This is a genomic window from Microbacterium salitolerans, from assembly GCF_019720895.1.
GTDB lineage: Bacteria > Actinomycetota > Actinomycetes > Actinomycetales > Microbacteriaceae > Microbacterium.
The window spans coordinates 41,452-54,672 of the sequence record NZ_JAHKSH010000008.1 but is presented as its reverse complement, the minus strand read 5'-3'; the positions used below and the strand labels follow the sequence as shown (position 1 = coordinate 54,672).

12 protein-coding genes, 1 tRNA gene and 1 pseudogene are annotated in these 13,221 nt (G+C 70.2%); 6 read left to right on the top strand and 8 right to left on the bottom strand.

The annotated features are described in order from the left end of the window. Positions 1 to 126 (top strand): annotated as a pseudogene (locus KOL93_RS15760) (IS481 family transposase); the annotation flags it as partial. Here KOL93_RS15760 and KOL93_RS15755 read toward each other — a convergent pair. From KOL93_RS15755 to KOL93_RS15745, 3 genes are all read right to left on the bottom strand, one after another. Next, positions 123 to 710 carry an isochorismatase family protein gene (locus KOL93_RS15755; RefSeq protein WP_221586377.1) on the bottom strand — a complete coding sequence of 196 codons (588 nt, stop codon included), beginning with the start codon at positions 708 to 710 and terminating at the stop codon, positions 123 to 125. The pseudogene KOL93_RS15760 and the gene KOL93_RS15755 overlap by 4 nt on opposite strands. A gap of 142 nt (positions 711 to 852) precedes the next feature. Continuing rightward, positions 853 to 1,500, bottom strand: a complete 648-nt coding sequence (locus KOL93_RS15750) for an SDR family oxidoreductase (RefSeq protein WP_221586376.1) — start codon at positions 1,498 to 1,500, stop codon at positions 853 to 855. A gap of 80 nt (positions 1,501 to 1,580) precedes the next feature. Continuing rightward, positions 1,581 to 3,035 carry an XRE family transcriptional regulator gene (locus KOL93_RS15745; RefSeq protein ID WP_221586375.1) on the bottom strand — a complete coding sequence of 485 codons (1,455 nt, stop codon included), beginning with the start codon at positions 3,033 to 3,035 and terminating at the stop codon, positions 1,581 to 1,583. 143 nt (positions 3,036 to 3,178) lie between these two features. On the opposite strand from KOL93_RS15745, the gene aceA reads away from it, so the two are divergent. From aceA to KOL93_RS15730, 3 genes are all read left to right on the top strand, one after another. Next, positions 3,179 to 4,474 carry an isocitrate lyase gene (aceA, locus tag KOL93_RS15740; RefSeq protein WP_221586373.1) on the top strand — a complete coding sequence of 432 codons (1,296 nt, stop codon included), beginning with the start codon at positions 3,179 to 3,181 and terminating at the stop codon, positions 4,472 to 4,474. Positions 4,475 to 4,557: 83 nt separating this feature from the next. Then, positions 4,558 to 6,216 (top strand): malate synthase A, encoded by a 1,659-nt coding sequence (aceB, locus tag KOL93_RS15735; protein ID WP_221586368.1) that lies wholly within the window; start codon positions 4,558 to 4,560, stop codon positions 6,214 to 6,216. 87 nt (positions 6,217 to 6,303) lie between these two features. Beyond that, a complete protein-coding gene (locus KOL93_RS15730) occupies positions 6,304 to 6,933 on the top strand; it encodes a rhomboid family intramembrane serine protease (RefSeq protein ID WP_221586367.1) in 630 nt (209 codons plus the stop codon). A gap of 22 nt (positions 6,934 to 6,955) precedes the next feature. Here KOL93_RS15730 and KOL93_RS15725 read toward each other — a convergent pair whose 3' ends face one another. Then, entirely contained in the window at positions 6,956 to 8,215 is a 1,260-nt protein-coding gene (locus KOL93_RS15725) for a low temperature requirement protein A (RefSeq protein WP_221586366.1), read from the bottom strand. 46 nt (positions 8,216 to 8,261) lie between these two features. Continuing rightward, positions 8,262 to 8,801: a ribonuclease H family protein gene (locus KOL93_RS15720; RefSeq protein ID WP_221586365.1), complete on the bottom strand. Its 540-nt coding sequence runs from the start codon at positions 8,799 to 8,801 to the stop codon at positions 8,262 to 8,264. An 83-nt stretch (positions 8,802 to 8,884) separates the two neighbouring features. On the opposite strand from KOL93_RS15720, the gene KOL93_RS15715 reads away from it, so the two are divergent. Continuing rightward, on the top strand, positions 8,885 to 9,526 hold the full coding sequence (locus KOL93_RS15715; RefSeq protein WP_308291663.1) for an FBP domain-containing protein: 642 nt from the start codon (positions 8,885 to 8,887) through the stop codon (positions 9,524 to 9,526). Positions 9,527 to 9,677: 151 nt separating this feature from the next. Continuing rightward, complete coding sequence (locus tag KOL93_RS15710; RefSeq protein WP_221586364.1) at positions 9,678 to 10,238, top strand: thioesterase family protein; 561 nt, start codon at positions 9,678 to 9,680, stop codon at positions 10,236 to 10,238. 47 nt (positions 10,239 to 10,285) lie between these two features. Here the strand turns inward: KOL93_RS15710 and KOL93_RS15705 are convergent. The 3 genes from KOL93_RS15705 to KOL93_RS15695 all read right to left on the bottom strand — a co-directional run bounded on the left by KOL93_RS15705 (position 10,286) and on the right by KOL93_RS15695 (position 13,175). Further along, positions 10,286 to 10,358, bottom strand: a tRNA-Thr gene (locus tag KOL93_RS15705). A 94-nt stretch (positions 10,359 to 10,452) separates the two neighbouring features. Beyond that, entirely contained in the window at positions 10,453 to 12,021 is a 1,569-nt protein-coding gene (locus KOL93_RS15700; RefSeq protein ID WP_221586363.1) for an alpha/beta hydrolase, read from the bottom strand. Next, positions 12,018 to 13,175 carry a DNA polymerase III subunit delta' gene (locus KOL93_RS15695; protein ID WP_221586362.1) on the bottom strand — a complete coding sequence of 386 codons (1,158 nt, stop codon included), beginning with the start codon at positions 13,173 to 13,175 and terminating at the stop codon, positions 12,018 to 12,020. The genes KOL93_RS15700 and KOL93_RS15695 overlap by 4 nt, the downstream gene beginning before the upstream one ends. Positions 13,176 to 13,221 lie beyond the last annotated feature (46 nt).

Sequence of the window (13,221 nt, the reverse complement as noted above, 5' to 3'; positions counted from 1 at the left end):
TCAGAAGGTGAGCGGCGCGACGCGCTGCCGGGCTGGTTGCACTTCTACAATCATCACCGGCACCACTCCGCGATCGGTGGCCCGCCCTTCAGCAGACTCAACAACCTGCCCGGACATCACACCTAGGAGTCATGCGCTCCCGAGCTGCCGAGCTCCGCCCCGGCGGCCACGAGCTGGTCGAGAGCCGCGCTGCTCGTGTCGGGGCCGACGCCGGCGATGAGATCGGTGAAGACCCGTACGCGGCGCCCGGCGGCCAGAGCATCGCGTGCCGAGGCGAGGACGCAGTGATCGGTCGCGATGCCGACGACGTCGACCTCCGTGATGCCCTCGTCGTCGAGGATCTGCGGCACCGTGGATCCGTCGTCTGTCGCTCCCTCGAACATCGAGTAGGCGGGAACGCCCTGCCCCTTCTTGACGTGATGGGTGACGGCGGCCGAGTCGAACCAGGGGTCGTACTCGGCGCCGGGCGTGCGGGCGACGCAGTGCACGGGCCACGTGTCGACGTAGTCGGGACTCTCGGAGAAGTGACCGCCGTTGTCGCTGTCGGGATCGTGCCAGTCGCGCGACGCGATGATCGCGGCGTAGTCACGCGCGCGAGCGGTGAGGAGCCTCGTCACCCCCACCGCGACCGCGTCCCCTCCCGCGACGGCGAGCGCGCCGTCCTCTGTGAAGTCGTTCTGCACGTCCACGATCAGCAATGCCCGGCTCATGTCCCGAGCCTACGTGGCCGCGCCCCGCGCGTGAACAGGCATCCGACGAAGCTCGCCGACTGCACTCCGCTCACCAGCCGCACCGTGTCCCAGGACACGCCGTCTCGAGGGAGTCGAGACGGCGTGTCCTGGGACATGGGGGTCAGCTCGTGAGCGCCTGCTCGATCGGGACGTCGCCGTTTCCGAAGGCGATCGTGCGATGCGCCGTCACGGGCTCCGCGAGCGTCGCCGCGATCACGGCGGCGACATCGGCACGGGAGACCTGACCGCGGCCCGGCTCGCGCGTCTCGATGAGCCCCGTGGGCTCGTCGAGCGTGAGGGGACCGGGCCCGAGGACCGTCCACTCGAGGTCGCTCGCTCGCAGGTGCTCGTCGGCCGCGACCTTCGCCTCGGCGTAGTGGTAGAGCGCGTCGGCCTCGGTGAGACCGTGATCGCGCTTCGCCCCGAGGAACGACACCATGACGTAGCGCTTCGTGCCCGCGTCGGCGGCCGCGTCCATGGAGCGGATCGCGGCATCGCGGTCGACGGCGTACGTGCGCTCCTTGCCGCCGGCGCCGCCCGCACCCGCGGTCCACACGACCGCGTCGTGCCCGGCGAGGAGCTCGGCGAGCTGCGCCCGGTCGAGATCCGAGACGTCGGCGACCTGCGGAGTCGCCCCCGTCGCCTCGATGTCGGCCGACTGCTCGGGATCGCGGATCACGCTCGTGACCTCATCACCGCGACCGGTGAGAAGAGGAGCGAGGCGGAGGGCGACCTTGCCGTGACCGCCGATGATCAGAACGCGCGCCATGGCGTCTCCTTTCGTGAAAGAACGAGGTCCTCCCACGCTATCCGCGCGTGGAGCGGGCGGATCCGCTGTGACGAATCGCGTCACGCGATCGGCGCGTGCTGCTCCAGGAACTCGTAGACGTCGGTCGTGTCAACCCCGGGGAATGCGCCCGTCGGCAGCGTCGCGAGCAGCGTGCGCGGCGTCGCGACGTTGGGCCACGCGCCGTCGCGCCAGCGCTGCTCGAGCTCCTCCGGCGGCCGACGGCAGCACACCTCGTCGGCGTGACGGGAGACGCCCCGATTCTGCGTGTCGCGCCCGACGAACCACCGAGTGTCGTCGAACCGCACGCCCACACTGACCGAGTGCGCGCCCTGGCTCGAGTGCTCGACCCGCGCCGTGCACCAGAACGTGCCGCCGCCCGTGTCGGTGTACTGGAAGTAGGGGTTGAACCGGTCGTCGACGTCGAAGACCGCCCGACTCGTCCATCGGCGGCAGCAGAGCTGACCTTCGATGGATCCGATCCGGTCGGTCGGGAAGTTGACGTCGTCGTTCTCGTACGCCTTCGTGATCGTGCCCGACTCATGCACCTTCAGGAAGTGCACCCGGATGTCGAGGTGCCACGTCGCGAGGTTCGTGAACCGGTGGGCCGCCGTCTCGTACGAGACGGAATAGGCGTCGCGCAGATCCTCGATCGAGATCGCCCGCCGTTCCTTCGCCTCGCGCAGGGCGCCGACGGCCTTCTGCTCGGGGATGAGCAGCGCGCCCACCAGGTAGTTCTGCTCGACGCGCTGCCGCAGGAAGTCGGGGTAGGAGGTCGGCGCGGTGTGTCCGAGGATCCGGCTCGCGAGCGCCTGCAGCATGGGGCCGCGCGGATCCGTCGACACGCGATTCGGCAGGTACAGCCGGCCGTGACGCAGGTCGACGACGCTGCGGGTCGTCTGCGGCAGGTCGGGGACGTAGTGCAGCGTGATGCCGAGGTGCGCGGCGATGTCGCCCGCCGCGCGCTGCGTGAGCGGACCCCCCGGATGATCGATCGTCGCGAGCAGGTCGCGCGCGGTCTCCTCGAGCTCCGGGAAGTAGTTGTCCTGCGCGCGCATGAGGCGGCGCAGCTCGAGGTTCGCACGCCGGGCCTCCTCCGGCGTCGCCTGCCGCTCGTCGCGCAGCCGGTCGATCTCGCCCGTCAGCCGCAGGATCGCCTGCAGCGCCTCGTCGGGCATCCCCTTGGGGATCCGGAACGGCTCGAGCCCGAGCTCGCGGAACCGCGGCGAGCGCATCTCCCGCTCGAGGGAGATCTCGAGCTCGCTGCGCGGATCGAGCTCCTCCCCGGCGAGGAGCTCGTCGGGCGACACCTCGAGCGCCCGTGCGATCGCGCGCAGCATCGACAGGCGCGGTTCGCGGTGGCCGTTTTCGATCATGGACAGCTGGCTCGGCGCGCGGCCGACCTGAGCGGCGAGCTCCGAGAGCTTGATGCCGCGTGCGGCGCGCAGCGCACGGATCCGTCGGCCGACCGCGATGGCGTCGGCGCTGTCGTCGATCTCCTCGTCGAGCATCGTCATGTGGCAGATCCTGCCACACGGATCCGCGGAGCAGAAGAACCACAGAAGTTCTGTCCAGCAATCCTCGCAAAAGGGGTTGCGGTTCACACATCGTGGACTCATCAGCCAGCGCGGCACCCGCCGCCCACCGGAGGAGATCACCGATGACCACCACCTCGAACCGTCCCGGAGCCCAGAACCAGACCGCCGACGAGCTGCGCCTCGAGTGGGCCGCCGACCCGCGCTGGAACGGCATCACGCGCGACTACAGCGCCGAGGACGTCATCCGTCTGCGCGGCAGCGTCCGCGAAGAGGCGACGCTCGCGAAGCGCGGCGCCGAGGTCCTCTGGGAGCGGCTGAACAGCGACGAGTACGTCCGCGCGCTCGGCGCCCTCACGGGGAATCAGGCCGTGCAGCAGGTGCGCGCGGGCCTGCAGGCGATCTACCTGTCGGGCTGGCAGGTAGCCGCCGACGCGAACCTGTCCGGCCACACGTACCCCGACCAGTCGCTCTACCCCGCCAACTCGGTTCCCGCAGTCGTGCGCCGCATCAACAACGCGCTGCTGCGCCAGGACCAGCTCGAGACCGCGGAGGGCGCGCTCACCCGCGACTGGCTCGCCCCGATCGTCGCCGACGCGGAGGCCGGCTTCGGCGGCCCCCTCAACGCGTACGAGCTGGCGCACGGCATGATCCAGGCCGGCGCCGCGGGGATCCACTGGGAGGACCAGCTCGCGAGCGAGAAGAAGTGCGGCCACCTGGGCGGCAAGGTCCTCGTGCCGACGAGCCAGCACATCCGCACGCTCAACGCGGCCCGCCTCGCGGCCGACGTCGCCGGCGTGCCGACGATCCAGATCGCTCGCACCGATGCCCTCGCCGCCGACCTGATGACGAGCGACGTCGACGAGCGCGACCAGCGCTTCGCGACGGGCGAGCGCACGAGCGAGGGGTTCTATCGCGTGAGGAACGGCATCGAGCCGGTCATCTCCCGCGGTCTCGCGTACGCGCCGTACGCCGACCTCCTCTGGGTGGAGACGGGGACCCCGGACATCGAGCTGGCGCGCGAGTTCGCGAACGCGGTCCACGCCGAGCACCCCGGCAAGATGCTCGCGTACAACTGCTCGCCGAGCTTCAACTGGTCGGCGGCCCTCGACGACGCGCAGATCGCGTCGTTCCAGGCCGAACTGGCCGAATTGGGTTACCGCTTCCAGTTCATCACCCTCGCAGGCTTCCACGCCCTCAACCATTCGATGTTCCAGCTCGCGCGCGGCTACGCCTCGACGGCCATGACCGCCTACGTGGAGCTGCAGAACGCCGAGTTCGCCGCCGAAGCCGACGGCTACACCGCGACCAAGCACCAGCGCGAGGTCGGCACCGGCTACTTCGACCACGTGTCGACGGCCCTCAACCCCGAGGCGTCGACCCTCGCTCTGGTGGGATCCACCGAGTCCGAGCAGTTCTGAGACCGGCCGCCCGAGAGGCGCCTGGCTCCATTCCGACAACGGCGGATCCGGCCCGCCGTCCGCTGCACTTCAGAGGAGACATCATGACTCTCATCGACACCACCACCGACCGTCCGACCGACCGCGTGTCCGAGCGCACCTTCCCCGCGATCGACATCGTCGGGCCCCTGCGGGAGCGCTATGAGGAGATCCTCACCCCCGACGCGCTCGCGTTCCTCGCCCAGCTGCACGACCTGTTCGCCGGGGCGCGCTACGACCGTCTCGCGGCGCGCATGCGCCACGGATACGAGATCGGCAACGGCCGGGATCCGAAGTTCCGAGAGGACACGGCGCGGATCCGCGAGCGGGCCGACTGGCGCGTCGCAGGCGCGGGCCCCGGCCTCGAGGACCGCCGCGTCGAGATCACGGGTCCGACGGATCCGCGGATGACGATCAACGCGCTCAACTCGGGAGCGAAGGTTTGGCTCGCCGATCAGGAGGATGCGACGAGCCCCACCTGGGGCAACGTCATCGGCGGGCAGCTGTCGCTGTTCGACGCGATCCGGGGCCAGCTCGAGTTCACGGCGGACAACGGCAAGCACTACGCGGTCACGGCCGATGAGACGCCGACGATCGTGATGCGCCCGCGTGGGTGGCACCTCGAGGAGCACCACCTGCACTTCACCGACGCGCACGGCCGCACGATGGCCGCGTCGGGATCGCTCGTCGACTACGGCCTCTATGTGTTCCACAACGCGAAGGAGCTCATCGCCCGGGGCCGCGGTCCGTACTTCTACCTGCCGAAGATCGAGCAGGCCGAGGAGGCGCGCCTCTGGGATCAGGTCTTCACCTTCACCGAGCAGTACCTGGCCCTCCCGCACGGCACGATCCGCGCGACCGTGCTGATCGAGACGCTGCCGGCGGCCTTCCAGATGGAGGAGATCCTCTACGAGCTGCGCGACCACTGCGCGGGCCTCAACGCCGGTCGCTGGGACTACATCTTCTCGATCATCAAGACCTACCGCGGTCGCGGGTCGCGCTTCGTGCTCCCCGACCGCAACGAGGTCACGATGACGGTGGGCTTCATGCGGGCATACACCGAGCTGCTCGTGAAGACCTGTCACAAGCGCGGCGCGTTCGCCATCGGCGGCATGAGCGCGTTCATCCCGAGCCGCCGCGACCCAGAGGTCAATGAGAACGCGGCGCAGAAGGTGGCGGCCGACAAGAAGCGCGAGGCCGGCGACGGCTTCGACGGCACCTGGGTCGCGCACCCCGACCTCATCCCGATCGCGCGCGCCGAGTTCGACGCAGTGCTCGGCGACCGGCCGAACCAGCTCGATCGGCAGCGCGACGACGTCACGGTGCGTGAGCGTCACCTGCTCGACCTGTTCATCGGGCGCGGCATCACCGACGAGGGCGTGCGAGGCAACGTCGACGTGGCGATCCGCTACATCGAGGCGTGGCTGCGCGGCCACGGTGCCGTCGCGATCAACAACCTCATGGAGGACGCCGCCACCGCCGAGATCTCGCGTTCGCAGATCTGGCAGTGGATCCGTCAGGACCGCATCACCGAGGAGGGCACCCCGATCACGCACGAGTACGTCTCCGGCCTGATCGACGACGTCCTCGCCTCGGCGGAGCGCACCGATGGCGACCGGTTCGACGAGGCGGCGGCGGTGTTCCGAGACGTGGCCCTGTCGAGCACCTTCGCACCGTTCCTCACCACCAAGGCCTACGCCGACCACCTCGTCGAGCGGGCCTGATCGCGAGGCGAGCTCGACCGGCGGCGCCGGGCATCGTCCCCACCCGGGGAGGGTGCCCGGCGCTCTCGTGTGCGCGAGACTGGATCCATGACTCACGCACGTGCGCCGCGTCGCGGTGGGGGCTTCCTCGCCCGCGCCGCGCAGCCGATGGTCCTCCTCGCGATCATGTGGGCGGTCTTCCTCCTCGATGCGATCCTGCCGGGCAGCTTCAGCGCCGCGTTCGGCATCGAGTCGTGGATGCTCCGTGGTCTCGACGGGGTGCTGCTGTCGCCCCTCCTCCACTCGAGCCTCGGGCATCTGATCGCCAACACCGTGCCGTTCGCGATCCTCGGCGTGATGGTCGCCCTCGACGGCGTCGGGCGCTTCTGGGCGGTGACCGCGATCATCGCCCTCGTCGGCGGCCTCGGCACGTGGGTCGTGAACGCCCCGGGCACGCTGACGGTGGGCGCGTCAGGCCTCGTGTTCGGCTACTTCGGCTACCTGCTGCTGCGCGCGTTCGTCGCGCCGTCGCTCGGGCACGGCATCGGCTACGCCATCATCGCGGTCGTCGTCGCCGTCGTCTACGGCGGATCCATGCTGACGGGGATCTTCGGCGCGGCGAGCGGGATCTCGTGGCAGGCGCACCTCTTCGGCGCGATCGGCGGCGGGATCGCGGCGCTCGCGCTGAGGCCGCGCGGACGCCCCTCGACGCGCGACGGGGCGGCGCGCTCGTCATGAGCCCGGCCGCGCCGCGACGGGCTCACCGGTGCGCGCGGATGTCCGCGAGCGCGAGGGCGCGCGAGCGGTGTCCCCAGATCTCCTCCGCGACGACCTGCGTCACGGGGGCGAGGCCGGCGATCGCAAGGCCCACGACGAGCGGCACGCCCGCCGAGACGAGCAGGATCGCCCCGACGAGGATCACGACCGACGCGATCATCGCCCAGGTCTCCGCGCGGGAGTGGGCCCAGCCGAGAAGCAGCACGCGCATGACCTCGAACCCGATCAGCGTGAGCGAGAGCGGCGCCGCGACGGCGATGAGCGCCCGCGCCGGGTCGGCATGGGCTGGGTCCTCGATCGCGTACGCGGCGACGTGCAGCCCCGCGCCGATCGCGGCGACGGCGGCGAACACCAGGATGTGACCGTAGCCCCACGCGAACGCCCGCTGGCGACGCGCGTGGAGCGCATCGCCGGCCGGAGTGAGGAACCACAGCCACCAGAGCGAGAACGTGATCGTGAGGCCCGCGAGGGCCAGGACGATGATCTCGATCGACCACCCCGTCGTCTCGAGCACGGTCGCGACGGCGACCTCGGTGCCGACGACCCCCTCGCCGAGCGCGATGATCATGAGCAGCCCGTATCGCTCCGCGATGTGATGCGCGTGCCACGGCGTCGCACCCCGACGCTCGGCGAGAACCGGCCCCGCGAGCTCCACGGAGTAGAGCACGACGGATCCCACGAGCATGACGAGCGGCGTCGTCTCGATGAACGCGAGCACGACCCACCCGACCTGGGCGATCGCGAGCGCGGCCGCATAGCGCAGCGCCGTCGGGCGGTGCGCCGGACTCTGCACCGCCACGCGCAGCCACTGCAGGAGCATCGCCACGCGCATGATCACGTAGCCGATCACGATCCCCGTGTTGTCGAGCGCGCCCGCACCGGATCCGAAGTCCTCCAGCGAGGCGAACAGCTGCGGGATGGACACCGCGAGCACCACGACGCCGACCATCTGGAGCAGCGTCAGGGCGCGGAAGAGCCAGTCGTCGGTGTCGAACGCGGAGGCGAACCAGGTGTAGTTGATCCATGCCCAGACAGAGGCGAACATGGCGAAGCCGAAGCCGATGAGGCCGCCCGCGAGATTGTCATGGTGGATCAGATCCGCCAGGCCGTCCGCCGCCTGCGCGAACGAGATCACGAAGACGAGATCGAACAGCAGCTCGAGGGAGTTCGCGACGCGCCCGCGCTCGTGCGGATCGCGCCCCGTCATCCGTCGGATGTGGTGGTGCAGGGGATCAGCGCTCATGATTCCGTACGGTAGCGCTCAGACCCGCCGCTCGGCGGGCGCCACGTCAGCGCGGGACGCGATCCTCGCCCGCGGCGGAAGGAGCGACGGCCACGTCGATCGGGTCGGCGCCGCGGCGAGACGACCACTGCAGCTCGCGCCCGTCCGCGGCGTGATGCGACGCGCGCACAGCGCGCTCGTCGGCCCAGCTGTTGAGACGATGCCCGGCGTGGCCACGCACGTGCTCGAGCTCGGCGTCGGGCAGGCCCTTCTCGCGTCGCTCGTCGCGCGCCACGATGAGCGCCTCGAGGATCTCGCGGTTCTTCACGGGCTTCTTCGCCGACGTCTTCCATCCGCGACGGCGGTGACCGTCCATCCACTTCGTGTAGGTGTCGATGACGTACATCGAATCGGCCTGCACTGTGAGGTGCTCGATGTCCGCGTGATCGCGCAGCGCCTGAAGCAGCGCGATCAGCTCGCCGATGTTGTTCGTCCCCTCGAGAATGGATCCGGCCGACCACTGGCCGTCCTCCCCCACCCACGCCCAGCCGGTGGGACCGGGGTTGCCCTTGCAGGCACCATCTGTCGCGAGCACGTAAGAAGACATGCCTTCCAGCGTATGCGCTCGAATCCGCGAAGAAACCGCGCACCGAGGCGACAGGGCGATTCGAGGTGTACCATCGGCGCGTTGTGTCCACGAGTGCCCCTGCGGGGAGTGAGGAGGTCGTCGATGCGCTCTGCGTCGACGGACTCGAGAGCCTGACCGGCCCTCATCTTCTGCGCGCGTCCGATTCGGACCGCGCTCCTCACCCGTACCTTCCGCACAGAAAGCACCACTCGATCATGCGCGTCATCGACGCTGCCCGCATCCGGGCCTCCTTCATCAATGTCTCCGTCCGAGAGCGCAAGTCGCTCGTCCTCCCCGACCTCTCTGCCGTCGCGTGGGACCGCATCGACTACCTCGGCTGGCGGGACCCCAAGCTGCCGCGCGTCGGCTACGTCGTCGTGATCGTCGACGACGAGCCCGTCGGCATCATGCTCACGCAGACCGAGGCGTCGCCGCGCAGCCGCACCCAGTGCGTCTGGTGCGCCGACGTGCAGCTGCCGAACGACGTCGTCCTCTTCAGCGCGAAGCGCGCGGGAGCGGCCGGACGCCGTGGCGACACCGTCGGCACCTACGCGTGCGCGGCGTTCGAATGCAACGCCAATGTGCGCAGGAAGCCCCGCACGGCCTACATCGGCTTCGATGTCGAGGCCGCGCGACAGGCGCGCATCGCGGCGCTGGGCGCCAACGTCGAGCGCTTCGCGCGGGACGTCGTCTCGACGGCCTGAGACCGGTCGGTGCCCGGCGAGGTCTCTCGTCGCCGGGCACCGGCACGTCATCGCCGCGAGCGTCGACCGCGCGGGCGGGACGACCCGCCGGTTGTCGGGGTGCGACAACGCGACTGCGTTCCCGTGCCGCGCCCGGATAGCATCGCCGATCGTGAACGTTCTCTGGCGCACTCTGTTCGTGATGGCCCGCGCGATGCTGCGCCGACGGCGCGAAGGCACCCTCCCCCTCGACGCCGTCACGAGGGTGCGGCTCACCACACTGCCCACCGACATCGACCTCCTGCGCCACATGAACAACGGCCGATACCTGTCGCTGTTCGACCTCGGGCGCTGGGACATGACGACGCGCACGGGCCTCGCCGACACGTTCCGTCGCAACGGGTGGTACGCGGTCGTGTCGAACGAGACGATCACCTTCCGCAAGTCGCTCGAGCTGTGGCAGCGATTCGACATCGAGACGCGCTGGATCGGCCACGACGACCGCGCGCTCTACCTCGAGCACCGCGCCGTCGTCGGCGACGAGATCTACGCCCGCGCGGTCATCCGGGCCCGGATCGTCCGGCGCAGCGGCGGATCCGTCTCGCACGAGGAGTTCTTCGCGGCCCTCGACCTGCCCGACGAGCTGCCGGAGGTCGACGCCTGGCTGCACGACTGGGCCGAGGCCTCGCGCCTGCCGAGCACCCGTCGCCCCGCGCCGAGCGACTGGACGTAGCGGGAGCAGAGGAAAGGCCCCCGGAGTGGAGTCCGGGGGCCTGACCGAGCCACCTGTCGGAATCGAACCGACGACCTATTCATTACGAGTGAATCGCTCTGCCGACTGAGCTAAGGTGGCGTCTCGCACCGCAAGCGGCACGATCAACCATATTACTCGGCCGCGAGCGATCTCGCGAATCGCACGCGGATCCCGGGCGCGCCGCAGACTCTCGTCAGTCCATCTGGCAGGCGAGTCCGTCTTCCGGCACCGTGCCCTCGACGAGATACCCCTCGACCGCGTCGTCGATGCAGGAGCTGCCCGTCTGATAGGCAGTGTGTCCCTCGCCTTCCTTCGCGACGAGCACCCCGCTCGAGAGCTGGTCGGCGAGGGACTCGGCCCACGCGAACGGGGTGGCCGGGTCGCCCGTCGTGCCGATCACGACGATGGGCGGCGCGCCGTCGGCGGCGATCGCCTCGCGCTCGCCAGACGGCGGATACGGCCAGAACTCGCAGACGTCAGCGCCCATCATGTACTTCCACGTGACGGGTGCCTCCTTCTGGAGGATCTCCTTGTCGCGCTCCCACTGTGCGTCCGACTCGGTCGGATAGTCCATGCAGTTATACGCGTTGAAGGCCTCCGTCGAGTTCGACGTGTAGACGCCCTGCTCGCGCCCGTTGTAGAAGTCGGCGAGGAACAGCGCGGGCGTCGGGTCGCCCTCGAGCGCACCGGCGAAGGCCTCGGTGAGGTAGGGCCAGTTCTCCTCGCTGTAGAGCGCGGCGACGACGGCGGTCATCATCGTGTCGCCGCCGAGCTCGCGCCCGTCCGGCGCGGCGAGCGGGCGCCGATCGAGCGCGGCCAGGAGCGACGCGACCTCGTCCATCGCCTGGTCGACGGATCCGCGGAACGGGCACGAGGATCCATCGAGACAGGTCTGCAGGTAGGCGCGCAGCGACTGCTCGAAGGCGATCACCTGCACGCGGCCGACCTCGCCGCCGGAGACCGAGGGGTCGAGGGCGCCGTCGAGGACGAAGCGGCCCACCTTGTCGGGGAACAGCTCGGCGTAGGTGGCGCCGAGGTACGTGCCGTACGAGTAGCCGAGGTAGTCGAGGGCCGTGTCTCCGAGCAAGGCGCGCAGCAGATCCATGTCGCGCGCCGCCTGCTCGGTCGTGATGAACTCGAGCTCCTCGCCCGTGTTCGACTCGCACGCCTCGGCGAACGTCTGGGCGCTGTCCTCCTGGCTCTTCTCCCACTCCGAGGAGCCGCGCTCGCCCTCCGGGACGCCGTAGAGGTACGCGTCCATGCCCTGCGCGTCGAGGCATGTGACGGGAGTCGATCGCGCGACGCCGCGCGGGTCGAACCCGACGACGTCGAAGGTATCGAGAAGCGGCTCGCCGAATCCGCCGTACTCGAGCGAGCTGTGCAGCATGTCAACACCGGAGGCGCCCGGACCGCCCGGGTTGACGAGCAGGGATCCGCGAGGGTCGTCCGGCCGGTCGGCGGGACGGGAGATGCTCAGCTCGATGTCGCCGCTCTGCGGGGCGCTCCAGTCGAGCGGGGCCGTGACCGTCGCGCATTCGACGGGCTCACTTGTGAGCGGCTCGTCGCACGAGCCCCATTCGAGGATCTGTCCGTAGTACGGCAGAAGCTCTTCCGGGACGCCGTCGGTGATCGGCGCCTTCTGTTCGTCGGCGCCGGCGCCGCCCACGAACGGGGCGAGGGGATTCGCGCACCCCGCGAGGAGTGCGAGACCGGCGAGGGATGCGACGGCGGCTGTCGCCACGCGGCGGATGCGGGAGTTCACGGTTTCCTTCCGCTGACGATCGTGACCAGGAGGCTCTCGAGGGCGAGCGCGGGCTGCACGTTGTGCGCGAGCGCGGCGCGCGTGGTGGCGATGTCGTCGAGCGCGAGCAGCGTGCGGCGCGGCGTCCACGCGTCGGCCGTGGCGCGGAGGCCGTCGAGCATCTCGAGGTTGATGATGCCCGTCTCGCGGCCGAGCTGCAGCAGCAGCACGTCCCGGTAGAGCGACTGGAGGTCGGTGAGCACGCGGTCGAGGCCGTCGCGCACGCTGCGCTTCGCGCGGCGCTCCTGCTCGTCCTTCAGCGCGTTGATCTGCGACCGCACCGCCGGCGGGACCTTGCCGCCCTCCGCGACTCCCACCGTGCGCAGGAGCGAGGCGCGCTCCGCCTCATCGCGCTCCGCCGTGAGCGCCTTCGCGTCGTCGTTGGCCGCCTGCACGATGCGGCCGGCGACCTCGACGACATCGCCGATTCCGCGGACGTGCAGCACATCGCGCAGCGTCTCGTCGCGACGCCGGCGGGACGACTCGTCGGTCGCCAGGCGCTGAGCCATGCCGATGTGCCGCTGCGCGTGCCGCGCCGCCTGCTCGGCCACGGAGGGGTCGGCTCCCGTGCGTTCGACGAGCAGCCGTGCGACGTCGTCGATCTCGAGCTCGCGCAGGCGCATCGAGCGCACACGCGAGCGGATCGTCGGCAGCAGATCGGCTTCGCTGGGCGCGCACAGCACCCACACCGTGTGCTCCGGCGGCTCTTCGAGCGCCTTGAGGAGGACGTTCGACGTGCGCTCGGTCATGCGGTCGGCGTCTTCGACGACGATGACGCGATGGCGGCCGACCGACGGCGCGTAGTACGACCGCTCGACGATCTCGCGCGCCTGCTTGATCGTGATGATGACGCCCTCGGTGCGGAGGCGCGTGAGGTCGGGGTGCGTGCCGGCGATGACCTGCGACATCGTCGCCGTGTCGTCGTCGCCCTCGGCGATGAGCGCAGCCGCGAAGGCGAGCGCGAGCGTCGAGCGCCCGGAGCCGGGGGGCCCAGTGAGCAGCCAGCCGTGCGCGAGCTGCTGGGGATCGGACGCCGCACGTCGGAGCGTCTCGACGGCCTCGTGCTGACCCAGAACGTCGCCCCACGGAAGGGCGGGTGCGGCGGTGACGGTCATGGATTCAGCCTAGGCGGGACCTCTGACAAACGACGACGCGGCCGGC

Bases quoted from the DNA above. Each gene is read 5' to 3' on its own strand.
- KOL93_RS15755 (WP_221586377.1), bottom strand. From the start codon at position 710: ATGAGCCGGGCATTGCTGATCGTGGACGTGCAGAACGACTTCACAGAG.
- KOL93_RS15750 (WP_221586376.1), bottom strand. From the start codon at position 1,500: ATGGCGCGCGTTCTGATCATCGGCGGTCACGGCAAGGTCGCCCTCCGC.
- KOL93_RS15745 (WP_221586375.1), bottom strand. From the start codon at position 3,035: ATGACGATGCTCGACGAGGAGATCGACGACAGCGCCGACGCCATCGCG.
- aceA (WP_221586373.1), top strand. From the start codon at position 3,179: ATGACCACCACCTCGAACCGTCCCGGAGCCCAGAACCAGACCGCCGAC.
- aceB (WP_221586368.1), top strand. From the start codon at position 4,558: ATGACTCTCATCGACACCACCACCGACCGTCCGACCGACCGCGTGTCC.
- KOL93_RS15730 (WP_221586367.1), top strand. From the start codon at position 6,304: ATGACTCACGCACGTGCGCCGCGTCGCGGTGGGGGCTTCCTCGCCCGC.
- KOL93_RS15725 (WP_221586366.1), bottom strand. From the start codon at position 8,215: ATGAGCGCTGATCCCCTGCACCACCACATCCGACGGATGACGGGGCGC.
- KOL93_RS15720 (WP_221586365.1), bottom strand. From the start codon at position 8,801: ATGTCTTCTTACGTGCTCGCGACAGATGGTGCCTGCAAGGGCAACCCC.
- KOL93_RS15695 (WP_221586362.1), bottom strand. From the start codon at position 13,175: ATGACCGTCACCGCCGCACCCGCCCTTCCGTGGGGCGACGTTCTGGGT.